Genomic DNA, 25480 nt, shown 5'->3' on the forward strand with positions numbered 1-25480 from the left:
GCGGATAACATTAATATAACACGCACTGGGTGCGCTATTTATCTTTGTATTAGGTAGCGTGCTCAATATCAGTCAAAAAAACGACATTTAAACATTTGTAGTCACCTGTCTGCCGGTAAGGCAGGCTTGTAACCGGATATAACACGCACTTTCAAATATACAAAAACGGTTTGTTGCGTAATGCCCGTAATCCCCTTGCGAACGACGTAGTAGTGAGACTTGGGGATCTGAATGCCCTATGTTATATTTTTCTAGTGATTCCCAAGTGTCTTATGCCATGGTTTGTGTCTTCACAAACCAACCCCTCATTTCGTTTCGTGAGGACACGAACCGAGGCAATGGAATATGGATTATTGAAGAACCTTTTCCATCAAAGCATTGGTGAATGCAATGCCCTTAAGTTCTTTATGCTCCTGGTCATATGTCTCAAACCCCCTCGACCTGAAAAAGGGTTGTGCTGTGATGCTGACTGAGGAGTGAATCCGTGTCAGTTGAAGTCTCCTGGCCTTAAATTCTACTTCCTCAAGCAAGGCTTTGGCAATACCACAACCTTGAAAGTCCTTGTGAACGTACATGAAGTCCAAATACCCGGTATCGTCAATGGATGAGAAACCCACAATCTGATCATCAATATTTGCCACATAAAAATGTTGGCTTTCGATTTTCTTACCCCAGGTATTTCGGTCCTTAGTGCTGGCCCAGACAGCTATTTGTTCAGGAGAATAGTCCCTTTTATTTACCGCTTTCACGGTGGACATGAAGAGATCAATGATCTCATCTACATCATCAAACGTAGCTTCTCTAATTAGTATCACTTCAATCGATCAATTGCCATTTGGGCTACTCGCTCCCCAATAGCCAAAGAAGATGTTGCGGCAGGAGAGGGGGCGTTTCCGACATTGATAAACTTATCATGCTCAACAACCAAAAAATCATCAATCAAACCACCTTTTCGGTCACATGCCTGCGCCCGAACGCCAGCACCGCCCTTTATCAGGTCTTTTTTCTGAATCTCAGGTATCAATTCCTGAAGTGCGCGGGTAAAAGCGCCTTTGGAATAAGAACGATACATTTCACCCATTCCGGTTTTCCAGTACTTAGCTGCTACTCTCAGGAAACCCGGGTAAAAAAGCGTACCCATTAATTCCTTCATGTTAATGTTGCTTTTCTTATATCCTTCTCGTGCAAACGCTAACACCGCGTTAGGTCCTGCCTCAATTCCACCATCAATATGACGGGTAAAGTGAACTCCCAGGAATGGAAAGTTGGGATCAGGGACTGGATAGATAAGGTTCTTTACCAGATGCTCTTTTTCTGGTTTAATCTTATAGTACTCTCCTCTAAAAGGAACAATCTTGTAATCAATTTTCGCCCCAGAAAGTTTAGCTACTTTGTCTGTATACAGTCCTGAACAGTTTACGACTAATCGAGTGGTTAATCGTTCATTCTCGGTGTGAACATGAATGAACCCACGTTCTTCTTTAAAAGATTTTAGCTTGTTGGATGAAAATATTTCACCACCAAAATGCTTAAACTTCTCGGCGTACTTATCCGCCACCAGCTTGTAATCTATGATGCCAGTTTGAGGAACGTACAAGCCACTGACCCCAGCTACATGAGGTTCATACTCTTTTAATTCCTCGCCAGATAGTTTTTTGATATCCTTGAGCCCGTTTGCAATGCCTCTTTCATGCAGCGTCTTAAGTGCATCCATCTGGCTATCCTTGGTAGCCACCACGATTTTACCACACAGTTCATAGGGTATTTCTTCTTCGTTGCAGAAGTCAACAAGCATATTGTAACCATCAACACAATTTTTTGCTTTGAAACTTCCTGGCTTGTAGTAGAGCCCGGAGTGTATAACACCGCTATTGTGGCCTGTTTGATGCTGAGCAATTGTACGCTCCTTTTCAATAACGGCTACTTTGTAATTGGGATTCTTTTCTTTGATCTTCAATGCAGAGGCAAGCCCAACGATACCTCCGCCGATTATAACGACATTATACATAAACCTGAATGACTAGTCCCGCAAAGATGAACGTCTTTCGTTTGATTGACAAGTTTATGAGGGCCAGTTAATGGTGTTATCGTCAATGAATTGAGGTCCCCACTGAATTTCCTCCAGAATATTGTCATGTAACCAAAAATTAATGGCTAACGCTTCTGAAGAAATAAGTTTTTGATCCGGATGATCTTCGGATGAAAGATCTTCAATTTCAAGGTCTGAAATTTTTAATACTTCTAACTCTTCCATTAGCTCATCAAAATCCAACCCAATCAGAGAAGATCCCTTTAAGAGGTAGTCTTCAGAAGAAACAGATAGAATCATCAGGCGCCAATCCTCCGCTTCCTCAAAGGAGAGGTCAAGTCTCAATGGATGATACTCCCATGCATCACTTTTATCAGATTCATCATCGCTGTAATGAGTAATTTCCTGATGATCCGGCTTCCCTAAAAGGTTCTCAACTTCACTTCTTGACATCCCAAATTTCAATTTGCCAAGCCCTTCCCCGGGAATTATCTCAACATTTTCTTTCTCCATTGATTTTTTTTTTGCAAAAGTAGTGGGTTTTTTAGCTTTCTATGAGGCCATGTTATCATTCAGGTTTTGAATTAATTGATCTGGGTTGTCGACATAGATTAAAAGTTTTTTGAAAGTTTTTTTGATTCCGTAGAAACCGCTTAAATCCATCTCCTCATGTAGTTCAACTAAAACATTGTGCCCTTCCATGTCTTTGAAAGGTGATAGATGAACATATCCATCAGTTTTTTCTACCGACTGGGTAAAAGGGGTGATGTGTTTGATGTTTTCGAATGCAATGGCTGCTTCGTTCATAATGCCATATCGGACGGTAACAGCTTCTTTATTGATAGCAATGGGTCTTCTCGAGAGAGATTTTAGAATACCCAATATTTGAAGGCAACCATAAATGCTGATGCCAGTTAAGATCCATGCGGCAATGCTACTCCAACTTTGCAGCAATAAGTGAACGGCAACAGCTTCGATAATTATTAATCCGATGAATACACCCAGCGTCATTCTGGTACTGGTAGTTTTATGATAGGTGTACTCATTCGGCTTCAGTACGCTATGTCGCCATGACATTAGACCATAGTAAAAAACAGAAAGTTCTGTTGCGAAAAGTATGGCCAGTTTCTTAGGAAATAATTTGGCTGAAGCTTCTTTCGCTAAGGTGAAAAAATCAACGGAGTTATCTGATTTGGCCTGTTTGAAAGCTTTCCGTATGCTTATGATCACATAGGTGATTATTGAAATTTCGAGAATTGGTAAAAACCATGTTTTAACCAATGTCAAGTAATATTGATGTTCAGATGGAAGGATAATAAAGGCTATTATAATGCCAAGTATGAAGACCGGGACAACCGTTGATTTTGGAATCGTACTTTTTCTAATGGTAAGAAAATAAAGAACAGGTGTGGAGATAAGCAGATCAAATGTAATTGCTGCGGAAAGAGATACGGGATCATCCTCAAATAGTGAGCTATTTACAACGAAAATGCATAGTAGCGGGATGATAAATGGCAGCAGAGGTAAGTATCTGCGAAGTTTGATGCAGTACGTCATGATTTGAACCTTTTTAAGGTTAGTAAACAAAAAAGGGATGTTATTACATCCCTTTTTTAAAATCATGTTGATTTGATCCTATTCATCGAGCTTCACAGCAGCAACTTCTGCTTCTTTTACAGCTTGATTAAATTCATCAATTCTTTCATTAAATATTCCTTCAAGTGAATTTAACTGTTCATCAATAAGTGAAGTGACTTCATTGAAGTATTCAATTGCAGAATCAGTAGGTCTGAAATTGCCCATTCCTGAAAGAGATCCTAAATGACCAAGTTTATTGTTCAATCGAATAGGGAAATTAAGTGGGTCCTGGCCACTTTCATTTTTGGTTTGATAAAGCGCTTTTTCTATCTCAGACATGTCCTTAACAATTGCTTTTCCAAGCTTGCTGATTTCCTCATTGTCGGCTTTCTTCATTACATCATTGATCTGTGCTTTTGCTTTTCTAATGTTGATGATAGCCTCATGAGTCTCCGTTAGCTTGTCTCTCACTTTGATAAGAAAATCAAACTGTGCCTGATAATCTGCTTGTGCAGACTCACTTCTTGGATCTGCTAATAACTTGAAATCATGCATGATGTCTGTCCCATTCACACTCATTTTCACTTTATAATCGCCAGGAGCTGCCATAGGTCCCTGAGTAGTTGCCCACCATAGAATCATGCCATCAAATGTTTTAGCACCATCATATCGAAGGTTCCAGTTCATGGAATTAAAGCCTGGTTTAACCTCCAGCTTCTCTTCTTCAGCTTTCTTATCAGGATGCGTGGAGTATGTCTTGATTACATCACCATCAGCTTCATGGAAGCTAACAGAGATAGTATCTGTTGAAGCAGTATCCTTCACAAAATAATTCACAATCACACCTCCGGGGTGGTTAGTTCCGGCTGTTTTTGAAGTTCTTCCATTTCCACCTCCCATGCGGTAGCTGTCCATAGGCTTATACAGGTAATGAGATTTACCGTTTGCCTCATTCAACTGATGCAATGGAGTTAGATCATCAATCATCCAAAAACTTCTACCTTGGGTTGCTGCTATCAAATTATTGTCTTTGATCGCAAGGTCAGTAATCGGAACAATTGGTAAATTCATTTGGAATGGCTGCCAGCTAGCACCATCATTAAATGAAACATACATGCCCGCTTCAGTACCTGCATATAGCAAACCTTTCTGATTTGGATCAGCTCTTAAAACCCTGGTAAAATGCTCTGAAGGAATTCCACTGGTGATTTTCTTCCAGGTTTGACCATAGTCCTCTGTTTTATAAAGGTAAGGAGCATAGTCCCCAAGTTTATATCGTGTACCAGCTATGTATAATCCTCCTTTGTTAAACGGATCGATTTCCACGCTATTAATCATCATCCATTCAGGCATTCCCGCAGGGGTAACATTGGTCCAATTATCTCCTCCATCTTTAGTCACATGAACAAGCCCATCATCTGAACCTGCCCAGATAACACCTTCCTCATGATACGACTCCACTGCTGCGAAAATGGTGCAATAGTATTCTACACTCGTGTTATCCTTTGTAATAGGACCTCCCGAGGAGCCCAGTTTACTTGGATCATTCCGAGTTAGGTCCGGACTGATTATTTCCCATGTCTGACCTTCATTGGTAGATACGTGTAGTTGATTAGATGCCGTGTATAATTTATCAGGGTTGTGAGGAGAGAAAAATATTGGGAAGTTCCACTGGAACCTGTACTTAAAACCTTCAGCACCATGTCCCATCGGATTATCCGGCCAAACGTTTACGGCTCGTATTTGTTCGTTTTCATGATCTACTCTCGTGAGAAACCCATCATAGCTTCCACCATAAACGATATCATTGTTATCTGGATCAGGTGCAATATGTGCACTCTCTCCACCAGCTGTTGACTCCCAGTCATCCTCTCCAAGGAACCGTCCATTGGTTCGGTGATCAATTCTTACCGTGGAATTATCTTGTTGTGCCCCATATATGCGGTAGGGGAAGGAGTCATCTGTGGTGACACGGTAAAACTGAGCAGTTGGTTGGTTGTAATAGGTAGACCAATTTTCACCTGCATCAAAAGATACCTGAGCTCCTCCGTCATCACCAATAATCATTCGCTGATTGTCCTCAGGTGCTACCCAAAAATCGTGATGATCTCCATGTGGCGCATTATACGTTTCATAGGTTCTGCCTCCATCTGTTGATTTATGGTATCTGACATTCATCACATATACGATATCCTCATCCTGAGAATCAGCATATATGCGAGTGTAATACCATGCTCTTTGTCTTAGTTTTCTTTCTTTATTGATTCTTCTCCAGGTTTTGCCAGCATCGTCTGATCGATAGACACCTCCATCATTATTTTCTATGATGGCCCAGACTCGATCAGAGTTGACCGGTGAAACGGTAACTCCCGAGATTCCCCATGTTCCCCCTGGTAAACCCTCATTTTCGGAAATGTTAGTCCAGGTATCACCTCCGTCCGTACTTTTCCATAGGGCAGATCCATCGCCACCACTTTCCAGGCTGTACGGTGTTCTTCTTATTCTCCAGGTAGAGGCATAAAGGATTCGTGGATTATTTGGGTCAAATGTCAAGTCAACGGCTCCAGCGTCTGCGTTAGCAAACAAGATTCGTTCCCAGGTTTGCCCACCATCCTTACTTCTGTAAACACCTCGCTCTGATGATGATTTGTATAAATCTCCCATCACTGCAGCGTAAACTAAATCAGGGTTTTTTGGATGAATTCTAATCCGAGGGATATGACGGGCGTTTTTCATCCCTATTTCCTGCCATGTCGTTCCCGCATCCACTGATTTCCACATGCCCCATCCGGATGAGACATTTCCTCGCACGGTGACTTCTCCGCCACCCACATAGATGACATTATTATCCCATTCGCTTACGGCGACAGCTCCGATCGAGCCTCCGAAAAAACCATCTGAAATGTTTTCCCAGGTACTGCCGGCATCTTTGGTACGCCAAACACCTCCTCCGGTTGCACCCATGTAGAAAAGGTTAGGTTTTCCAGGAACACCAGTTACAGCAGCTGATCTACCGCCTCTAAACGGACCAATATTTCTCCACTGAATTCCATTATACAATTCACTTTCATAAGTTGGAGTTTGTGGTGTGGATTTTCCCTTTCTCCTTTGGGACTCTCCTTCAAATGAAATGAGCGCCATTATGGCAATGGCAAGCAATATCTTCTTCATACATTTAGGTTTTAGTTTGTTTGAAGTTAATAATTCTACTATATCTTGATTCATGTGAGCTACACTAGAGGTTATTTTATGATGTGGATGGAGAGAATGAACTTTTCTTCCATATTTAACTTTACCTTTTGATAATTTTGAATTGAATTATTCCATAAAACAGTTGTGAGCAGAGGGAATTTATCAGAAATACATCTAGAAATTATAGAGGAAATGATTTCCGAATCATTGAGTAAGGCTGCTCAATCGATGGGGCAAATGCTTAAGATTAGGGTTAATCCTAAATTAATTCAGTATGGAGAAGGAATACTCAAGCCGCTACATGAATTTGATGACTTAGGGAGGTTTAAGGTGAACCTGATGAAAGTAGCTTTTAGAGGGGAGATCAACGGTGCTTTTTATTTTGTGATCAATAGTCATGAGATGGATTTGATAAATCAAGTGTGTTTGCCTGAAAACATCACCCATTCCAGGGCGTCACATCACAAAATGATGCGCAATGATTTCATGTCAGAAATCGAGAACTTAATTGCAAACATGTCCATAGCTGCACTTTCAGATTTCCTGGGTGTTGAAGTTATAGGGGAGGTTCCTATCGTGCGCAATATGAAGGGGGAATTAGTTAACTCATATCTGGAAAATGAAAATGAACAAAATCAGACCGGATTTTTCGTTAAATCAACGCTTAATGGGGCTGTGGTGAATATTGCACCTCACTTTTTATGGATGATCGACGACAACTTCGTGCGCATTACCAAGCTTAATACAGTTGCTTAGCTGCTCTCTTTCTTGAAGTTTAGTGCACCGGAATTCATGCAATACCTCTGACCACTTGGTTCCGGTCCATCAGGAAATATGTGACCCAAGTGACTCCCACATCTCCCACATTTAACCTCAGTTCTTACCATTCCAAAGGATTTGTCCTTCTCAAAGTCAACTGCTTCAGCAGAGATGGGATCATAAAAGCTTGGCCATCCGGACCCAGAATCGTATTTAGTTTCTGAAGAGTAGAGTTCATTTCCACACCCGGCACATTCATAAATTCCCTTGTCCTTATTTTCCAATAGTGCTCCCGTCCAGGGCCTCTCAGTGCCTTTCTCCCTCAGGATTTGATATTGTTCATCTGAGAGCTGTTTTTTCCATTCTTCTTCGGATTTATTGATTTTTTCCATTAGCTATTCTACTGTTTATGATCGTATTACCCCACTCATCAAATATTTTCATTTAAACGCAACTAAGTAAGTCAATTTTGCATTAGAAAGTTCGAAACCTTTCCGAAAAGGACAACTAATGAAGAAGAGACAAATTATAATCGTGCTAGCTGTTGTAATCGTAGCAGCATCGTATGGCTTGAATGAATATCTGGCTACTCTTAAGGATGAGCCACAAATAAGAAAGCCTCCTCAGGCTAGGAAGTATGTTACAACGAAGGCTGTAAAATACAATGATCTAAAAACAGATGTGATCACCTTTGGCCGGGTTGAAAATGCCCAGGTGCTTGATTTGATCTCCGAAGTTTCTGGCAGGATGTCACAGGGGAATGTGCGACTAAAAGAAGGCGAATCCTTTAAGAAGGGACAGCTAATCTATAAAATAGATGATGAAGAAGCGGCGCTGACGCTTAAGAGCCAAAAGAGTAACTTCCTTCGCGATCTGGCAGGGATATTACCTGACCTTAAGATTGATTTCAACGTCAACTACGATAAATGGCAAGCCTATTTTGATGGGTTGAATATCAACAAACCTTTTCCTGAGCTTCCTGAAACAAAGACCACAAAGGAAAAGACCTTCTTAGCAACGAAAGGGATTTATTCTGCTTACTATTCAATTAAGAGTGCGGAAGTAAGACTCGAAAAGCATAGATATTATGCGCTTTTTTCTGGTAGTATCATGGAAGTAGCTATTCAATCGGGCTCTTTCGTCAATGCAGGTACTCGAATTGGAAAAATCTTACGCTCCGGAATATATGAAATGAAAGCGGCGGTAGAAACACGTGATATTGCTTGGATTCAGGTTGGTTCTCCTGTGGAGATTTTTTCAAAGGAATCACAACAATACTGGAAAGGGGAGGTGACTCGCGTTAGCGATTATGTGAATCAGAATACCCAATCAGTGGATGTCTTTGTTTCCATTTTCCCAAATGGTCAAAAAATTTATGACGGCCAGTTCTTTCAGGCATCTATTCCTGCAAGGACTGTAAAAGACGGTATGATCATGCCAAGAAATGCGATTTATAACGGAAATGAAGTTTTTGTTCTACAGGACAGTTTGCTAAAGAAGAGGAGTATCAACGTGATTCGCCTTTCAGAAGAAGATGCAATCTTTAATGGACTAAATCAAGGTGAACAATTGGTCGTGGAGCCACTTTTGGGGGCTTATAATAATATGAAAGCTTTTAAAAGGGACGTAACAGATATTGATCTTGAGACTGGAGAAAGTAATGAAGTACCACTAGGAAGTGGTGGCAAACAAGCGTCAACCAACTAAAAAATTAAGTCATGAGTTTCATCAAAAGTTTAATTGAGTACTTCGTTAAGTATCCAATACTTGCAAACATCCTGATAGCTCTCACGCTTATTGGTGGAGTAGCAAGTATGATAAACACCAAGAAATCGTTCTTTCCTACTCTGGAAGATAAGAACATCACGGTTTCCGTTTCCTATCCGGGCGCATCTCCTGATGAGATGGAGGAGGGAGTGACTTTAAAAATAGAGGAGGCCTTAAAAGGGGTAGTAGGTATTTATCAGATTACATCTACTTCCTCAGAAAATTTCGCAAACATCAATGTTCAGAAAATTGACGGGTATGACATTGATGAGCTTTATACGGATGTGAAAAACTCCGTTGATGGAATCAGTTCGTTCCCTGCTGGTGCTGAGAAACCAATTATAGTAAAGCAAAAGTCAAGAACAACCGCCCAATGGCTTGCACTTACAGGTGATGTTGATCTGAATACGCTAAAACAGTTTGCAGAAGGTGTTGAAGATGAATTATTGGCTACAGGAGTTATTTCTCAGGTTGGCATTTCAGGTTTCCCTCAGCTGGAGATTTCTATTGAGGTATCAGAAGATGTTTTGAGAAGATACAATCTCACATTCACAGAAGTGGCAAATGCGGTTAGGGTCAATAACCGCGATGTTTCTGCCGGTTCCGTTAAGACCAGAACTGAAGAAATTTTAATCAGGGCCAGGGCCAAAGACACTGATGCAGACAAGATCGGTGATATTGTTATTCGAAGTAATGATAATGGGCAGAATTTACGATTAAGAGACATTGCTACCATTGAGGAAAAGTTTGCCGATCAGCCGAATAAATCATTCTTAAGTGGTAAAAGAGCAGTTTTCATTGAGGTTAGAAGACTAGAACGAGAAGATTTAGAGCAAATTTCTGTAGTTGTCAACAACTATGTTGAGGAGTTCAATGAAAAAAATGATGCGGTTCAGTTGACAATGACCTGGGACTTTATGTCGATGTTGAATCAACGGTTGGATATGCTGACCTCAAACGGTTTAATGGGATTAACGCTTGTGCTTATTTCATTGGGACTATTTCTGAGTTTAAGGCTGTCTTTTTGGGTAGCTTGGGGCATTCCTTCATCGTTCCTCGGAATGTTCATTTTAGGCACTTTTGTAGGTCTCACCATCAATATGATTTCCTTATTTGGGATGATCTTGGTGATTGGTATTCTTGTGGATGATGGAATTGTAATTGCTGAGAATATTTATTCTCACTTTGAAAAACATGGTAATCCAATCAAAGCAGCGGTGCAAGGTACCTTGGAGGTAGTTCCAGCGGTGTTTACCTCGATATTAACTACGATGGTAGCATTCACCCCGTTATTGCTGTTGACGGGAGGTTTTGAGATGCTGAAGGACATGGCGATTGTGGTCATTTTCAGTTTAGGGTTCTCATTGATAGAGGCCTTTTTCGTATTACCCGCTCATCTTGCTAGCAAAAATGTACTTTCAATCAAAAAAGAAGATACCCGGAGTTATAAAATAAGATCTTTCTTAAATGGCATAATCAATTATTTGCGCATAAAGATCTATGGACAGGCGTTGAAATTTACAATGAAATATCGAGCCATCTCTGTCTCGATTGTAGTCGCTTTTGTAATGATTATCGTCGGAATGATGAGAGGCGGGATCATCCCTTCGACACTGTTTCCACCAATAGCTTTCAATAGCGTTAACGTGGAAATAGCCTTTAAGCCTGGTGAGCGTGAAGATAAAGTTGAAGGCTATCTAAAGAAATTTGATGAAGCTGTTTGGCGGGTAAATGAAAAATTGAAGGAGGAGACAGGAACAGATAAGGATATTGTAAAAAACACATTTACCAGCATTGGTAGCTCATCTTTTGAGTCTGGTTCTCATACTGGTTTTGTAAATATTTTCCATGAAGAGTTGGATGAATTTGATCTCAATCAATATGACATTATTGACAAATTGAGAGCCGAGATTGGTCCTGTACCTGAGGCGGAAAAATTTGCAATAGGTGGCAGAAGCCGATGGGGTAAGCCAGTTTCTGTCAGAATTCTCGGAAAGAATTATGAAGAGTTGGCAGAAGCCAAAGATTATTTGATTTCAGAATTGGATCAGCTACCCGCACTTAAAGATGTAACGGATGATATTCCGATTGGCAACAGAGAGGTACAGTTGGACCTGCTTTCACAAGCATATTTTTTAGGTTTAAGCAATACGGACATCACGCAGCAACTCCGTCAGGGATTCTTTGGTGAAGAGGTGCAACGATTCATGAAAGGGAATGATGAGATCAGGGTTTGGGTTCGCTACCCTAAGGAAGACCGGAAGAGTATAGATCAGTTGGAGTCTGTGAAAATCAAAGATGGAGATCGTGAATATCCGCTTACACAGCTTGCCGACTATGAAATCAATCGTGGTGTTTCTGGCATCAAGCATTATGAAGCATCACGTTCGGTTACTGTTGAAGCAGATATGGTAGATCCATTTGGTGATGCCAATGTGATCCTCGAAAAGGTGGAAAAAGATATAGTACCTAAGATGTTGGCAAGATTCCCAACGGTTAGGGTCGATTATGGTGGACAGGCTGAAGAAAGAGCAAGATCGGCCGGCGAAATGGGCACTTACTTTCTAGGGGCATTTATTGTGATCTTATTCATATTGATGATCAATTTTCGATCTGTATACCAGGCTATCCTCATTATTTTGATGGTACCACTTGGTTGGTTTTCAGGTATTCTGGGTCATGGAATTGAAACGTGGATTAGCGCCACACCAAAACCGGTTTCTATGCTCAGTCTATGGGGAATGATCGCACTTATGGGTGTAATTATCAATGATGCGGTAGTGTTCCTGTCAAAGTTCAATTCTTTGGTGAAAGTTGAAGGACAATCGGTTTACCAGGCGGCATACAATGCCGGCATAGCCAGGTTCAGACCTATTATGCTAACTTCTTTAACAACAGTATTGGGGCTTTATCCTTTGATTAAAGAAACCAGTTTTCAGGCACAATTTCTTATTCCGATGGCCATCTCTGTAGCATATGGGGTACTATTTGGAACAATTATCATATTGCTTTTCTTCCCGGTATTTATTTTGATTGCGAATGACTTGAGAAGATATGCGAAGTGGCTTTGGACAGGTGAAAAACCTTCACGTGAGGATGTGGAACGGGTGCTCATTGATGAGCGTAGAATGGAAGAATATAAAGAGTCAGCTTAATCATAATAAGGATAACTTAACATGAAGAAACTAATTTTTTCACTTGGAATATTATGCCTATTTCAGGCAAGTAGCCAACAACCACTTTCATTATCAGACGCTATTCAGATTGGATTACAGCGGAATTATGGTATTCGAATAGAAAGTGGGAATGTGGAGGTGGCTACTAACAATAATACGTGGGGAGAAGCAGGTAGACTCCCAACTGTCAACTTAAATGTTCAAAGCCAAAATTCTGTTCGAAATCAGCAGTCTGACAATCTGTTTTTTGGAGGACAGCTATTTCCGGGGTTTGAGCTGAACAACCAGCGAACATATGGAATGACACCAGGGGTGACTGTTACCTGGAATATTTTTCAAGGGAATAGAGCCATAATCAGCAAAAGAAGGTTGGATCAGCTTCAGGCAGAGTCTGAGCAAAATGCGGATGTTGTTATTTCAAATACGATACAATCAATTATTCTCGGGTATTACGTCGCTGTTTTAGAACAGCGGAGGTTAGGAGAGTTTCAAAAACAGTTAAACCTGTCATCAGACAAATATGATTACATACAAACAAAATATGATCTGGGAGGTGCTGTAACTTCTGATATGTTATTGGAAGAAAATAATTACCTGACAGACTCGGTTTTAGTATTAAATCAGCAGCTGGCACTTAACAATGCCTTTAGAAATCTAAACTTGTTGTTAGTTGAAGAAAACATTAACCGACAATACCAATTGTCAGATTCACTAATGATTGAAGATTTCACTTATGACTTTACAGAACTCTCAAATGCAGCTTTTAATAAAAACGTAGATCTCAAGAAAATTTACCTTTCTCAGACGGTACTTCAGACCAATACGGCGCTTCAGCAATCTTCCCGATATCCTACTTTATCCTTAAATGGAGGCTACAATTGGAATAGGAATGTGAGCAATCTAACCGACGCACGTTATTCCGGGCCGAATCCTGATTATCAAAATCCACCTGAACCACTTATTTCTAAGACTGGAACCTATTTTGCCAACTTCACACTTTCTTTCACCCTTTTTGATGGTGATCGGATAAATAGGGCCATTAGAAATGCTTACATCCAGGAAGATATTGGAAACATCCGTATCGATCAATTAAAGAAAAGCATAGAGCGGGATTTGGCTTCAGCTTATGATCAGTATTTGGTCCGAAAGCAACTTTTAGCAATAAATCAACGAAGAAGGGAAGCGGCAGAGATCAACCTTCAAAATTCAGAAGAGAAATTTAAGAATGGGTCAATCAACTCATTTGATTTTAGGGATGTCCAGAACAATTATTTATCTGCAGCTATTTTAGAGTTACAAGCAGTATACAATCTGATTGATTCAAAAGTTACACTAATGCGATTAACTGGAGGGCTTATTCGAGAATATAATCAGTAGGCGTTCTTGATTTCGATTAGAAATTGCTCCATCGCATTTTTGATCTCCTGGGTAGGCTTGGTGTAGTGATTGTTCATAAAGGAAAAAATCAGACGCTTTCCTGACTTTGTCACCAAATACCCACTGAGACTGTGATTGTTACTCAATGTACCTGTTTTTCCAAAAATGAAAGGCATTTCGTTATCAGCTGTTAAATAAAGTTCTTCAAGTGTCCCTTCTCCACCTGTAGGGAGTATGGTTGTCATTCGATCCCAACCGAATTCATCGTAGCATTTTTTCAACAGTCTGACCTGATCTACTGGAGCGATTAAATTGTAGCGGGAAAGTCCTGATCCATCAACCCACACAAAATCCGTAAGCTCAAAAAGCCAGGTATTTTTTACATGATCAATAAAAAGGTCAGTGGAACTAAATCCATTGGTGTTAGCTGCCATCAACAACAGTTGCTCAGCCAGAAAATTATCACTTGGTTTTAGCATTTTAGTAAGAATGGTGTCTAAGTGATGAGCATATAGTGTGTCAGGATTTATAAGAGCTTGTTGAGTCAATTTTACCTGATTTCCAAGTGTATCGGATAGGAGTTTTAAAAGGAGCTCCACTGAATAATCAAACGGAATTATTCTTTCATAATCCGTTGTATCACTTTCAAAAAAAACATTGAATGAATTATATCTAAGATCTCGTTCAACCCTTTCCCCTTCATTTTCATCGGTCAAAATTTCAACATACTCAGTAAAAAATCCTGGAGTGATGATAATCTGCTCATCTTGCTTTTTAATACTCACTGTATTGCCATATATCGGCCACCAACTAATTTGGGCTTGATAATCATATCGATAGTCATCCCAGGCCCACCCTGAACCATATGGTGAGGTTTCCACGTCAGGCCAATTGATATAAATGGAATCAAAACTTCTAAGCAGATCGTAGGATTTTTGATTTTTAAATGGCTCGTATAAAAAAGTTGGATTAGCCATGGGTTGGATTAAAAGGCCCGTATCTAATTTTTGATATAAAAGAGATGCAAGTGAGTCTTTAAAAGATTTTAAAACACAATAAGCTGTTAGGATTTTCGTATTTGACGCAGGTGTAAATTTTAGTGTAGAATTATGAGAAGCTATGAATTTCTCTGTCTCAATATCGTAAAGACTAAAACCGGTGAATTGTTTTGAAAACACTTCCGATTGATTGAGGATTTGATTCACATCTTTCTCAATCGCTAGCTGCTTAACACTGGAACAACTCGAAATCAAAAACAGAACGACAATTAGAATTTTACTTTTTTCATATATTTTTCTTATAACTGAGTGTCTGGTTGAATAAGGAATCAGGTAAATAATTAGCTTGCTGAGCATTTTGGAACTATTTTTCCATTCAAGTAACGTAATTTTTTTCGTACTCTTTATTTATTTATTTTGCTACACTAATCTAAACCAAAAGAAACATCTACCAAGTCACCAATGAGTATATTAGAACTGATTACCCTTCTGATTTTCTTAGCAGCCGCCTTTACCCTAATCAATATCACAGTGCTAAAGCTACCATCGACTATTGGGTTGATGTTTATTGCGTTGGTAATGTCACTTTCCATTCTGGTTCTTGGCTACTTCTTTCCTTCCATAACCGAGGGAGCTGAACATATTATTGCAGAATTCGATTTCGAGGAAGTACTCATGAATGTCATGCTGAACTTTTTGTTGTTCGCCGGTGCATTGTCAACCAATTTAAATAAGCTTATTGAAGAACGTGTACCTGTAATCATACTTGCCACCATTGGTACATTGATGTCTACATTCCTGGTTGGGTTTCTTGTTTATAAAATTTTCCCTTTTATTCTGGGATACGAAATTGATCTGATTTATTGTCTGCTTTTTGGTGCGCTAATATCACCAACAGATCCGATTGCGGTTTTAGCACTTACAAAACAATTCGGACTTTCTAAGAAATTGGAAATTAAAATCGCAGGAGAATCACTTTTTAATGATGGTGTAGGCGTAGTAATATTTTTAACGATTTTGGGAATTGCTAAAGCTCAGGCAGGAATTCATGAAGTGGGAGGACACGGATCAGGAGAAATTACGGCTGCAAGTGTAGCACTTCTTTTTAGTAAGGAGGTATTTGGCGGGCTTCTGTTAGGAGCGATTTTTGGTTTCGCAGGATTTAAGCTTCTCAACTTTATTGACAATGATCATGTCGAACTCGAGGTTCTGGTTACACTGACGTTGGTAATGGTAGGAGGAAGATTATCAGAAATGATCCATGTATCAGCTCCTTTGGCAATGGTGGTAATGGGATTATTCATCGGTAATCAGGGAAGAGATGAACATCTTGCTAATGCCACAGGAGAATATGTCTTTAAATTTTGGCACTTGTTGGATGAAGCGCTTAATGCCATACTCTTTATCCTCATAGGACTTGAAATGCTTGTAATAGCAGAGTCATTTACGTTAAGTAACCTGGCGATAGGCGGAATCGGAATTGTGCTTGTTCTTTTCGCTAGATTCTTGGGTGTTAGTATACCTATCACAGCGATGAGACGATTCAGGACGTTTGAGCCAAAAACCATCCAAATATTGACGTGGGGTGGATTAAGAGGAGGAATTTCAGTAGCCCTGGCACTGTCATTGACAGACCTTGCTTTCCCAGATGAGGTAAAAGACATAATTCTATTTACAACTTATTGTGTGGTGGTATTCTCAATTTTAGTTCAAGGGTTGACAATCGGGGCTCTACTAAAAAAATAAGCGAGGAATACCCGGTTTTCGTTAAAATTTATGAACTTCGCGAATTGAGGATTTAACTACTTTACAAAAACTAACCAACTATGAAACTAAGCATCGCTGAAGGATTTTATTTAATCGCGCTTGATGATGAGGAAGGCAGAATTTTAGCAGCAGCTGAAAAGACGGTTGTGCCCGGTGTGATTGCAGCATGCATACTTGAGCTTTATTTGCTTAAGAAAATAAAGCTAGAGGGTGGAAACATATCAGTTACAGATACAATTGGTACAGGTAACGGTATCCTTGATAACGTGCTAAAGAAATTACAAACCGGACCTTCATTGATCGATCAGATTAAGACGCTTTCTGGGAAATTTAAGGATATACAAGAAGACTTGAATGCGCTTTTAGCACAAAGAGGTATCCTGAAGAAGGAAGAAACAAAACTTTTGTGGATACCTTTATCTGATAGAATGGATAATGCTAATTATGCATTCGAGCAGGAGATTAGAAATAACTTAAAAGCGATTGTGTTCAAGAGTGCTAAGCCTTCTCCGGCATTCACAATCTTATTCTCCTTAATAGATGATTGTAATATTCTAAGTGAAGTCTTTAGAGATAAAGATGAACTTATCGATGCTGAAAAGGTAGGAAAAGAAATAGTTGAGCGATCAGGGGTAGATCCTGAGCTAGCTAATGCGCTTAGACAATTAAAGCCATTTTTCGGATAAAGTAAATTATTAGGAGGATATGAAAATTATCCTCCATCTATATTTCTCTTAGTTAGTTAAATCTTCTCTTTCTAACTCTTCCAATTCCTTATTTTCCAACAACAAAAACTCCTGAAGTTTTTCATTGAAAGCAGCTTGACCTGAGTCAGCAGTAATGCCATACATTCTCGAATACATCATATTTTGAAAATGCTGCATAGCCTTCAAATACGAGATAATTGTATCCTGCTTTTCCATTAAGTCATTGGCTCTAAATGCCATGAAACCAAACCCCTCGTGTGGGTTGTTATTGTCTCTTTCAGTAAGTAGATACTCTACTCCATCTACTTTGATTTTCGTGAAGTGGGTATCCTCAAAATTATCTTTAACCGCACGTGGGCGAAATTCTTCCCCCTCGTTAATTTCTCGATTTTCACATCCGAAGAGGATAACAGTAAGAAAAATAAAAGGTATCAGCTTTTTCATGACTTTCTATCTTTGACCATACCTTCCTCTACTCCGAATACTTTTTTGAGTAGCTTAAATGCTTTACCATTCAAAATGATAATGAGGTAATCTCCGGTGTGAATCTTTAAATCACCAAGTGGATTCTTGATAAGCTTTTTCTGGCCGAATTTATCTCGTTTGGTGATACCGATCAAAACAGAATTATATCGTTTCTTTAGATCAAAAAAAACATCCTGGTACGACTTCCCATTATACGGGTTGTTTGGGGTAATGAGGAGTTGCTTGATGTCATAATCCCCATCTGATTTAGCATATGACAGAATTGATTCACTGTATGTTGCTACATCAGGTTCAAACATGTATGAAGCAAGGAGTTTTGATGAGATCTCCTGAGTGGAAATGGTGTTACTAACACCCGCCGAGAGAAATGTGTTTTTAAGGTCACCATTTTCAAGAGTCACAACAAATTCAGTCTCAGGAAATACTTTTTTGAGGTTTAGGACGTATACCAATTTATCGGTATCATCCTCCATATTAATGAATACTATAGTTGCTTCTTCGATGTTGGATTTTTTAAGTAACTCATGATTATTATAATCACTGAAGAGAACAAATACATTTTTAGAACTATACTTTTCTTTTATCAGATCAACATCATCTTTCTTGTTTGTAACAATTGAAACCCTTCTTCCAACTCCTACTAATTGATCGACTACATGCCATCCAAATTCATTCCACCCAATAATGACTGCATGATTTGAGAAGCTGGTCCCTGAGTAACCAAGCTTTTTGTTTTCCTTTATTGTTGTCATAAGTGTTGTCAGTTGTCCGATTAAAATCCCGAAAATAAAGATACTGGTAATCATTAGGACGTATCCTATCAATCTCCCATAGGTGGTACTTGGAAACAAATCACCATATCCTACGGTAGTTAAAGTTGCCAGTGAATACCAAACAGAGTTTGAATAGTTATTCAAGTTTGATTGCTGACTGTCACGTTCTACCTCAACAAGTGTGACTACCAGAATCAAATAAATAGCCACAAAGAGAAGGATGACTAAGAGTATCCTAAGTGTGGTATTGTTCTTTAGCTTAGACGGCATAGTTTGGTTAGGTAAAGACCAAATATAACATATTAAAGGCTGATTTTCTTGTAGTAGATTTTAGGATTTTTGGAAATGCATTGACCTTTTAAAATTAATTTCTCTAAACGGTAATTTTTTGATTCACGATAGCAAGAGAAATTATGGCAGCTGCTATAAGTAAAGGTTTGTGTGTAAAAATTTAATTAGTTTAAATCCACTACTTATTAAAACCTCTCAGCTTAATCTTAGTCAATTTTCGCTTAGTGTCCAGAGGAAAATCTCCTTTCATTATCCAATCATAAAAGCTGGGTTCTTTAGCAAGTATTTCCGCTACAGGCTTACCTCGGTGTTTACCAAAATTGAAAACCTCAATGCCGTCTTTATAGATCATTCTGCCAGCCAGATCGACTCTGCTTGAAGTGGTGAGATCGTGCAGCATTCCCATATCATTCTCGATAGTAGAAAGTTTCTTACCTAATCCATCAAAGGCTTCCTGACCTTCGTATTTCTCGATTTGTGACACCAATACTTCATAGGTTGCTTTAGTATCTGCAAGCGCACTGTGTGCATTAACCAAATCCTTGTCACAGTAGAATTTGTATGCAGCTGTCAGATTCCTTTTCTCCATGAGATGGAAAATCTTTTGAGCATCTACAATCTTTCTGTTTTCTATTTCAAAATCTACATTAGCTCGAAGAAACTCTTCCACCAACATTGGTACATCAAAGCCAAGAACATTGAATCCTGAAAGGTCACAACCCTCGAGGTATTGTGCCAATGATTTAGCCACCTGTGCAAAGGTGGGTTCATCCTTTATATCTTCATCATAAATACCGTGGATCAGACTTGTTTCATTCGGAATTGGGATGGTTGGATTAATCTTCCTGCATTTCTCTTCTACGGTTCCGTCGGGCATTACCTTTACCATGGCAATCTCTACAATTCGGTCCTGAGAAATATTGGTTCCGGTAGTTTCGAGATCGAAAACTACCAACGGATTTTTTAGATTGAGTTTGAACAAAATGTTGCTTTTAAAGGTGAACGATCAAAGATAGTACAATGCACCAAACGATCTCAATAATCGTTGTGGATAAGTGGGGGGTAAGTCGTGGACGAAAACCTACTTTTATCATTTGCTAAAATTTAAGTTTGTAAGACCAAACAATATCAAAACACAGACCTTAAATGGAAGGAGCTAAACATTCATCTTCAGCAGCTACTAAAAGTCGTAGAATAGGCCTTTCCACGGTAACCGAACATTTAGGAAAATTACCCCCACAAGCAGTTGAGATTGAGGAAGCAGTTCTAGGTGCGCTCATGCTCGAACGAGATGCCCTCTCAAATGTGATTGATATTCTTCATCCAGAAAGTTTCTACAAGGATGCACATCAAGAGATTTATGCAGCGATAGTAGCACTCTTTAATGACAGTCAACCTATCGATATCAAGACGGTTACTCATCAACTCCGAAAGGAGGCGAAACTTGAAGTAGTAGGTGGGGCACACTTTGTAGCAGAGCTCACTACAAAAGTAAACTCAGCAGCGAATATTGAATATCATGCTCGTATCATTGCTGAGCAATCAATTAAACGTGAGCTTATCCGAATCTCTTCGGAGATACAGAAAGATGCATACGAAGACACGATTGATGTCTTTAAACTTCTAGATCGAGCGGAGCAATCTTTATTTGATGTATCTGAATCCCATATACGTAAGAATTATGACAAAATGAGTTCATTGATGCATCAAGCCATCGATGAAATTCAGATTCGTAAAGACCGAAAAGATGGACTGACAGGAGTACCGAGTGGATTTTCTGCATTGGATAGGGTCACTTCCGGCTGGCAGCCTTCAGATTTGGTGATCATTGCCGCACGTCCAGGTATGGGTAAAACCGCATTTGTGGTTTCAGCTCTTAGAAATGCAGCCATTGATTTCAACACTCCGGTAGCCATATTCTCGCTTGAGATGTCGTCTGTTCAGTTGGTCAATCGTTTGATATCTGCAGAAGCAGAGCTGCCGAGTGAAAAAATCAAGAAAGGTGATCTTGCTGATTATGAGTGGGAGCAGATGATCCATAAAACGCGCAAGCTTTCAGAAGCGCCGATCTTCATTGATGATACACCTGCATTGAGTATTCTGGAGCTGAGAGCCAAGTGTAGAAGACTGGCAGCACAACATGGCGTGAAACTTATAATCATTGACTACTTGCAATTAATGAGTGGTGACAGCAGCAAGGGGATGGGAAACAGAGAGCAGGAAATTGCCTCTATTTCAAGGGCACTTAAAGGAATAGCCAAAGAACTAAATGTCCCGGTACTTGCGCTTTCTCAGTTAAGTAGGGCAGTAGAAACCAGAGGGGGAGATAAACGTCCTCAACTTTCGGATTTGAGGGAATCAGGATCAATTGAGCAGGATGCAGATATGGTAATGTTCCTATATCGTCCGGAATACTACGGATTGGATACAGATGAATCCGGTATGCCACTGCAGGGACTGGGAGAAGTAATCATTGCCAAGCATAGAAATGGATCACTTGATACAGTCAATCTCAAATTCATTGGTAAGTTCACCAAATTTACCGACTGGGATGGAGATCAAGGAAATGGTTTCGGATCATTTCCAGCTTCCGGACCTGCAAATTCTGACTTTACCATCACATTGCCTAGCAAGGCAAACGGGGGCGATGAAGGTACTGAAGATGATGCCCCATTTTAAGCTTTAATTATTTCAGTCTTATGAAAGCAATAACGATAACACAAGAATCGGAACCGATTCAGTTGGTAGATATTGATAAGCCTAGCGTGTCTGGTGATACGTGTTTAGTGAAGCTCACAGCGAGTGCTCTCAATCGCAGGGATCAATGGATAAGAGAAGGGATGTATCCGGGCATTCAATTTGGAACAGTGCTTGGATCTGACGGGTGTGGATTAGTGGAAAAAGGCCCGGCTGATTGGATGGATAAGGAAGTCATTATAAACCCAAATGTTGATTGGGGAAATGACCCAGAGGTTCATTCTTCGACTTATTCAGTTCTGGGAATGCCGACCAATGGTACCCTTGCCGAATACATTGCGATTCCCGCGCACAGGTTACAAGAAAAACCAGCACATTTAAGCGATGAGGAAGCTGCCGCACTTCCACTTGCAGCACTGACTGCATTTAGAGCTACCATAAAAAAAGGGAGGTCTAAAGCGGGAAAAAGGGTACTTGTTACGGGTGCAGGAGGTGGAGTAAGCCAATTTGCGATTGCCTTTGCATTAGCTTCCGGTGCTGATGTTTACGTTACAAGTGGTAGCGATTCGAAGATTGAAAAAGTGAAAGAAATGGGTGTTATCGGTGGCTTTAACTACAAGAATGAAAGCTGGGAAAAAGAGGCATCTAAATTGGGAGGTTTTGATACGATTGTTGATAGTGCGGGGGGAAATCAGCTGAATAATTATTTGAAGATTGTTAAGCCAGCTGGACGCATCATAATGTATGGCAGTACAACTGGACATCCTGAGAAGGTTGATGTTTTCAGACTCTTCTGGTCTCAGGCTCAAATCATGGGGTCTACCATGGGAAGTGACGATGAGTTTGTTGAGATGCTGGAGTGGATTAATAAGTACCAGATTAAACCCACACTTGATCAAGTTTATGAGTTGGATGATTACCTAAAGGCATTTGACCGCTTCAACGCTCCGGATCACTTTGGGAAGATTGTGTTGAGGTTTTAAAATCAAGTTATTCTGAACTTGATTCATAATCTATGTACTAAATGGTCACGTTAATCTATTTTCAGATATTGTCCCCTTGAGGGGACTGGGTGTCACTTATACTTATCATTTAACCCAACTTTATCCATAATCATGGGTAGGATCTTTTCCAGGCGTTTTTGTTTAGTTTCCAATCTTTTTGCCTCGGCAATGTATTCAGCATATTCGCGCTTACATGATAAGGTTAATGATTCAAATGTTTCAGAAAGTTGACTATCTGAAGCCAATGCCTCCTTTAATTCGTCAGGAATAACAAGTGGTTTTTTTTCAGGCTTTACTTCTTTACCATCTTTTTGGTTTTGAATGGCCTCTTTAATGTACTTCAGGACCTGCTTTTCGTCTATATCGTCAATAGACTCAAATCGCCATTGCCTGAGACCTTTCGTTTTGCCTTCCTGCGCGTTGATAAGAACGCCTTTTGGATCTTTCAAAAACACCCCGTTAAAAAACCAGATACCCGCATACGATTTGAAAGCACTAATCCCAGCCACGTTCTTATTTTTTAAGCAATAGGTAGGAATTCCCCATTTCATTTTTTCCTCTAATTCGGTGTTCAGCAGGATGCTTCTAAGCTTTTGTAAAATGTCGAGGTGTTCATTAACCGAAGCAAAATACGCTTCGGGTGTTTTGTGCATTTCCATGGGCTAAAATTAATCTCTATCAAATTGAAAATTTTGATAAGCGGACTTCAATTCAAAGATGGCTTTTTGATCATTTTGCTTTTCAGCTAATTCAATTCCTATTGTAAAGACTTCATTTGCTTCATCCCACAATTCTTCTTCCCATAATAGATGAGCAGCTTTGAAGTAGGTTGGTAGATAGTCAGGATGATCGGCAATCAGTGCTCTTAAAAGCCCTAGTGACTTAATTGGTTGCACTTCATAGTACTCCATTGCCAGCGCGTATTTATTAAAAGGGTTATCAGGTTCTTCTGAAATGTACTTTTTAAGAAGTGTGATTCGGTCTGAATTCATGAGACTAAATTACTTTTGAGAATACTCAAAATAAAATTGATATGCACATCTTGAAATGCTTCATCCTATCATTCATCGTTCTTAGCTCCATTCCATCTCTTGCTCAGGATGGTGACTCCACTGATTTCTACTATCAAATCCCTGACTATCCTCAAGGTTATGATGCAGGTTCGGTTGCTGCACGAGTAGTTGATGGACTTGGGTTTAGGTACTATTGGGCAACCGAGGGTTTGACTGAAGGGGATTTACAATTCAGGCCAAGCGAAGGAGCTCGAAATGTCGAGGAGACCATAGATCATATTATTAATCTCACGCAGATTTTAGCTAATGCAGTTCAGGAAAAGTCTTTTGATGGAGTGGCGTATGATGAAATGACTTTCGCCCAGAAGAGGGAACTAACACTAGAAAATATTCGAGTCGCTAGTGAAATCTTAAAAACATCAAATGCAGAAAATCTTGAGAAATTTGACATGATCTTTTCCTCAGGAGCTGAATTCCCTTTCTGGAACTTATTGAACGGTCCTGTGGCAGATGCTATTAACCATGTTGGACAGATAATCACACTAAGACGGACCAATGGAAATCCAATCAATCAAAACATAAGTGTTCTTCAGGGTAGGGTGAGAGGCTAACCGTGTTTGATTTTTAGAACTAGAATGGTGCTAGTGAGGATTAAGGTTATTGAATTTGCAAAAATTATAGGAGCATCTCCAAGATAAATTCCATATGCTAGCCAACAGCCAACACCAATTGTAAAAGTCAAATACATACCTAGCGAAAGACTCTCAGTGCTTTTGGTTCGGATGGTTTTAATGGCTTGAGGGGCGAATGAAATGGTTGTCAGAAATGCTGCAATGAACCCTATGTATTCCATTAACTGATTATATGTTTAACTATAATTTCGGCATGCTCCCTGGAGTTCTCAATGAACCAGGCATTGGTTTTCAATCCACCACAGATCACACCAGCAAGGTAGACTCCAGCCACATTTGTTTCCATTGTCTTTTTATCATAAACCGGAGTTTTGAATTCATCATCACCAATCTCAAGACCCACATGTTTCAGAAATGAGAAGTCCGGCTGATAACCGGTCATAGCAAGTACAAAATCATTCGGGATAGTCAGCTGTTCGTCAGGCGTTTGTATATCAATCGAATACTCCTCTATTCTACTGATGTTACTTTTGAAATAGGCAGTTATTGAACCTTCTGCAATCCGATTGTCAATATCCGGTTTCACCCAATATTTCACTCGTGGATTAATCTCTTCTTCTCGAATCACCATAGTGACTGATTTTGCTCCTTTACGGTAGACTTCAAGCGCAACATCCACTGCTGAATTTGCAGCTCCGACTACAGCAACATCCATGTTGTAATAGGGGTGAGGCTCATCATAATAATGTTTCACCTTTGGCAAATCTTCACCCGGGGCATTTAACAAATAAGGGAGGTCATAAAAACCCGTCGCAATGATCAGGGTCTTTGCCTGATACGTTCGTCTGCTCGATTGAATTTGAAAAAAGTCTCCTTCTTTTTTCACTTCTTCAATTCGTTCATATAAACGGGTTTTTAACTTCCACGAGGAAGCTACCCGCCGATAATACTCCAGAGCCTCGGGGCGAGTTGGTTTGGGATTGTGTGAAATGAAAGGCACTTCTCCAATTTCTAATCGATCAGAGGTGGAAAAAAAAGTCATGTTGCTGGGGTAGTTATAAAGTGAGTTAACAAGACATCCTTTATCAACTATTACGTATGAGAGATGTGATTTCTCGCATTCAATACCACACGCAAGGCCAATAGGTCCTGCTCCGACTATCAGCACATCCAGTTTTTCCTTCATAAAGCGAATTTAGTATTTCAGCTCCTATGATAAACAGGAAATGAATGC

The 25480-nt window shown here is 39.8% G+C and carries 23 protein-coding genes; 9 read left to right on the forward strand and 14 right to left on the reverse strand.

All coding sequences use genetic code 11. The annotated features are described in order from the left end of the window. Positions 1-350: 350 nt before the first annotated feature. The 5 genes from ACO05G_RS06585 to ACO05G_RS06605 all read right to left on the reverse strand — a co-directional run bounded on the left by ACO05G_RS06585 (position 351) and on the right by ACO05G_RS06605 (position 6778). Positions 351-815 (reverse strand): GNAT family N-acetyltransferase, encoded by a 465-nt coding sequence (locus ACO05G_RS06585; protein ID WP_421765241.1) that lies wholly within the window; start codon positions 813-815, stop codon positions 351-353. Next, a complete protein-coding gene (lhgO, locus tag ACO05G_RS06590; RefSeq protein WP_421765242.1) occupies positions 812-2008 on the reverse strand; it encodes an L-2-hydroxyglutarate oxidase in 1197 nt (398 codons plus the stop codon). The genes ACO05G_RS06585 and lhgO overlap by 4 nt, the downstream gene beginning before the upstream one ends. A 54-nt stretch (positions 2009-2062) precedes the next feature. Further along, positions 2063-2542 carry a hypothetical protein gene (locus ACO05G_RS06595; RefSeq protein ID WP_421765243.1) on the reverse strand — a complete coding sequence of 160 codons (480 nt, stop codon included), beginning with the start codon at positions 2540-2542 and terminating at the stop codon, positions 2063-2065. 39 nt (positions 2543-2581) lie between these two features. Continuing rightward, the gene (locus ACO05G_RS06600) at positions 2582-3586 is read right to left on the reverse strand and encodes a hypothetical protein (protein WP_421765244.1); all 1005 of its coding nucleotides are present in this window, start codon (positions 3584-3586) and stop codon (positions 2582-2584) included. 78 nt (positions 3587-3664) lie between these two features. Further along, positions 3665-6778 (reverse strand): WD40/YVTN/BNR-like repeat-containing protein, encoded by a 3114-nt coding sequence (locus ACO05G_RS06605; protein ID WP_421765245.1) that lies wholly within the window; start codon positions 6776-6778, stop codon positions 3665-3667. A gap of 213 nt (positions 6779-6991) precedes the next feature. Between ACO05G_RS06605 and ACO05G_RS06610 the strand changes: the two genes are divergently transcribed. Next, entirely contained in the window at positions 6992-7555 is a 564-nt protein-coding gene (locus ACO05G_RS06610) for a hypothetical protein (protein ID WP_421765246.1), read from the forward strand. Here ACO05G_RS06610 and msrB read toward each other — a convergent pair. Next, on the reverse strand, positions 7552-7950 hold the full coding sequence (msrB, locus tag ACO05G_RS06615; protein WP_421765247.1) for a peptide-methionine (R)-S-oxide reductase MsrB: 399 nt from the start codon (positions 7948-7950) through the stop codon (positions 7552-7554). The two genes, ACO05G_RS06610 and msrB, sit on opposite strands and share 4 nt — an antisense overlap. A 118-nt stretch (positions 7951-8068) precedes the next feature. Between msrB and ACO05G_RS06620 the strand changes: the two genes are divergently transcribed. The 3 genes from ACO05G_RS06620 to ACO05G_RS06630 are packed head-to-tail and all read left to right on the forward strand — an operon-like array spanning position 8069 to position 13878. Beyond that, entirely contained in the window at positions 8069-9265 is a 1197-nt protein-coding gene (locus ACO05G_RS06620) for an efflux RND transporter periplasmic adaptor subunit (RefSeq protein ID WP_421765248.1), read from the forward strand. 11 nt (positions 9266-9276) lie between these two features. Next, positions 9277-12480 carry an efflux RND transporter permease subunit gene (locus ACO05G_RS06625; RefSeq protein ID WP_421765249.1) on the forward strand — a complete coding sequence of 1068 codons (3204 nt, stop codon included), beginning with the start codon at positions 9277-9279 and terminating at the stop codon, positions 12478-12480. Positions 12481-12501: 21 nt separating this feature from the next. Next, positions 12502-13878, forward strand: a complete 1377-nt coding sequence (locus tag ACO05G_RS06630; RefSeq protein ID WP_348281354.1) for a TolC family protein — start codon at positions 12502-12504, stop codon at positions 13876-13878. Here ACO05G_RS06630 and ACO05G_RS06635 read toward each other — a convergent pair. After that, positions 13872-15233 (reverse strand): D-alanyl-D-alanine carboxypeptidase, encoded by a 1362-nt coding sequence (locus ACO05G_RS06635; RefSeq protein ID WP_421765250.1) that lies wholly within the window; start codon positions 15231-15233, stop codon positions 13872-13874. The genes ACO05G_RS06630 and ACO05G_RS06635 overlap by 7 nt on opposite strands. Before the next feature lie 105 nt (positions 15234-15338). Here ACO05G_RS06635 and ACO05G_RS06640 point away from each other — a divergent pair, with 105 nt between their 5' ends. Further along, complete coding sequence (locus ACO05G_RS06640) at positions 15339-16622, forward strand: sodium:proton antiporter (protein ID WP_348281352.1); 1284 nt, start codon at positions 15339-15341, stop codon at positions 16620-16622. An 80-nt stretch (positions 16623-16702) separates the two neighbouring features. Then, entirely contained in the window at positions 16703-17329 is a 627-nt protein-coding gene (locus ACO05G_RS06645) for a GOLPH3/VPS74 family protein (RefSeq protein ID WP_348281351.1), read from the forward strand. A 48-nt stretch (positions 17330-17377) separates the two neighbouring features. Here ACO05G_RS06645 and ACO05G_RS06650 read toward each other — a convergent pair whose 3' ends face one another. The 3 genes from ACO05G_RS06650 to ACO05G_RS06660 all read right to left on the reverse strand — a co-directional run bounded on the left by ACO05G_RS06650 (position 17378) and on the right by ACO05G_RS06660 (position 19882). Then, on the reverse strand, positions 17378-17794 hold the full coding sequence (locus ACO05G_RS06650) for a hypothetical protein (RefSeq protein ID WP_421765251.1): 417 nt from the start codon (positions 17792-17794) through the stop codon (positions 17378-17380). Beyond that, entirely contained in the window at positions 17791-18879 is a 1089-nt protein-coding gene (locus ACO05G_RS06655; protein WP_421765252.1) for a potassium channel family protein, read from the reverse strand. Before ACO05G_RS06655 ends, ACO05G_RS06650 begins: the two co-directional genes overlap by 4 nt. A 199-nt stretch (positions 18880-19078) precedes the next feature. Beyond that, on the reverse strand, positions 19079-19882 hold the full coding sequence (locus ACO05G_RS06660) for a 3'-5' exonuclease (protein WP_348281348.1): 804 nt from the start codon (positions 19880-19882) through the stop codon (positions 19079-19081). Positions 19883-20046: 164 nt separating this feature from the next. Here ACO05G_RS06660 and dnaB point away from each other — a divergent pair, with 164 nt between their 5' ends. Then, positions 20047-21579 carry a replicative DNA helicase gene (gene dnaB, locus ACO05G_RS06665; RefSeq protein ID WP_421765253.1) on the forward strand — a complete coding sequence of 511 codons (1533 nt, stop codon included), beginning with the start codon at positions 20047-20049 and terminating at the stop codon, positions 21577-21579. Positions 21580-21599: 20 nt separating this feature from the next. Further along, entirely contained in the window at positions 21600-22580 is a 981-nt protein-coding gene (locus ACO05G_RS06670) for a zinc-binding dehydrogenase (protein WP_421765254.1), read from the forward strand. A 92-nt stretch (positions 22581-22672) separates the two neighbouring features. Here ACO05G_RS06670 and ACO05G_RS06675 read toward each other — a convergent pair whose 3' ends face one another. Continuing rightward, positions 22673-23260, reverse strand: a complete 588-nt coding sequence (locus ACO05G_RS06675; RefSeq protein WP_421765255.1) for a YdeI/OmpD-associated family protein — start codon at positions 23258-23260, stop codon at positions 22673-22675. A 9-nt stretch (positions 23261-23269) separates the two neighbouring features. Then, positions 23270-23593 (reverse strand): tetratricopeptide repeat protein, encoded by a 324-nt coding sequence (locus ACO05G_RS06680; RefSeq protein ID WP_421765256.1) that lies wholly within the window; start codon positions 23591-23593, stop codon positions 23270-23272. A gap of 41 nt (positions 23594-23634) precedes the next feature. Between ACO05G_RS06680 and ACO05G_RS06685 the strand changes: the two genes are divergently transcribed. Beyond that, a complete protein-coding gene (locus ACO05G_RS06685; RefSeq protein ID WP_421765257.1) occupies positions 23635-24225 on the forward strand; it encodes a DinB family protein in 591 nt (196 codons plus the stop codon). Here the strand turns inward: ACO05G_RS06685 and ACO05G_RS06690 are convergent. Further along, positions 24222-24467 (reverse strand): SemiSWEET transporter, encoded by a 246-nt coding sequence (locus tag ACO05G_RS06690; protein ID WP_348281342.1) that lies wholly within the window; start codon positions 24465-24467, stop codon positions 24222-24224. The genes ACO05G_RS06685 and ACO05G_RS06690 overlap by 4 nt on opposite strands. Continuing rightward, complete coding sequence (locus ACO05G_RS06695; RefSeq protein ID WP_421765258.1) at positions 24467-25432, reverse strand: YpdA family putative bacillithiol disulfide reductase; 966 nt, start codon at positions 25430-25432, stop codon at positions 24467-24469. Before ACO05G_RS06695 ends, ACO05G_RS06690 begins: the two co-directional genes overlap by 1 nt. Positions 25433-25480: the final 48 nt, after the last annotated feature.

Source organism: Ekhidna sp., from assembly GCF_965227465.1.
Taxonomy (GTDB): domain Bacteria; phylum Bacteroidota; class Bacteroidia; order Cytophagales; family Cyclobacteriaceae; genus Ekhidna.

Coding starts and splice junctions, on each gene's coding strand:
- dnaB (WP_421765253.1), top strand. CDS start 20,047: ATGGAAGGAGCTAAACATTCATCTTCAGCAGCTACTAAAAGTCGTAGA.
- lhgO (WP_421765242.1), bottom strand. CDS start 2,008: ATGTATAATGTCGTTATAATCGGCGGAGGTATCGTTGGGCTTGCCTCT.
- ACO05G_RS06635 (WP_421765250.1), bottom strand. CDS start 15,233: ATGCTCAGCAAGCTAATTATTTACCTGATTCCTTATTCAACCAGACAC.
- ACO05G_RS06695 (WP_421765258.1), bottom strand. CDS start 25,432: ATGAAGGAAAAACTGGATGTGCTGATAGTCGGAGCAGGACCTATTGGC.
- ACO05G_RS06675 (WP_421765255.1), bottom strand. CDS start 23,260: ATGGAAATGCACAAAACACCCGAAGCGTATTTTGCTTCGGTTAATGAA.
- ACO05G_RS06650 (WP_421765251.1), bottom strand. CDS start 17,794: ATGAAAAAGCTGATACCTTTTATTTTTCTTACTGTTATCCTCTTCGGA.
- ACO05G_RS06625 (WP_421765249.1), top strand. CDS start 9,277: ATGAGTTTCATCAAAAGTTTAATTGAGTACTTCGTTAAGTATCCAATA.
- ACO05G_RS06655 (WP_421765252.1), bottom strand. CDS start 18,879: ATGCCGTCTAAGCTAAAGAACAATACCACACTTAGGATACTCTTAGTC.
- ACO05G_RS06640 (WP_348281352.1), top strand. CDS start 15,339: ATGAGTATATTAGAACTGATTACCCTTCTGATTTTCTTAGCAGCCGCC.
- ACO05G_RS06685 (WP_421765257.1), top strand. CDS start 23,635: ATGCACATCTTGAAATGCTTCATCCTATCATTCATCGTTCTTAGCTCC.
- ACO05G_RS06630 (WP_348281354.1), top strand. CDS start 12,502: ATGAAGAAACTAATTTTTTCACTTGGAATATTATGCCTATTTCAGGCA.
- msrB (WP_421765247.1), bottom strand. CDS start 7,950: ATGGAAAAAATCAATAAATCCGAAGAAGAATGGAAAAAACAGCTCTCA.
- ACO05G_RS06690 (WP_348281342.1), bottom strand. CDS start 24,467: ATGGAATACATAGGGTTCATTGCAGCATTTCTGACAACCATTTCATTC.
- ACO05G_RS06605 (WP_421765245.1), bottom strand. CDS start 6,778: ATGAAGAAGATATTGCTTGCCATTGCCATAATGGCGCTCATTTCATTT.
- ACO05G_RS06600 (WP_421765244.1), bottom strand. CDS start 3,586: ATGACGTACTGCATCAAACTTCGCAGATACTTACCTCTGCTGCCATTT.
- ACO05G_RS06670 (WP_421765254.1), top strand. CDS start 21,600: ATGAAAGCAATAACGATAACACAAGAATCGGAACCGATTCAGTTGGTA.
- ACO05G_RS06610 (WP_421765246.1), top strand. CDS start 6,992: ATGATTTCCGAATCATTGAGTAAGGCTGCTCAATCGATGGGGCAAATG.
- ACO05G_RS06620 (WP_421765248.1), top strand. CDS start 8,069: ATGAAGAAGAGACAAATTATAATCGTGCTAGCTGTTGTAATCGTAGCA.
- ACO05G_RS06680 (WP_421765256.1), bottom strand. CDS start 23,593: ATGAATTCAGACCGAATCACACTTCTTAAAAAGTACATTTCAGAAGAA.
- ACO05G_RS06645 (WP_348281351.1), top strand. CDS start 16,703: ATGAAACTAAGCATCGCTGAAGGATTTTATTTAATCGCGCTTGATGAT.
- ACO05G_RS06595 (WP_421765243.1), bottom strand. CDS start 2,542: ATGGAGAAAGAAAATGTTGAGATAATTCCCGGGGAAGGGCTTGGCAAA.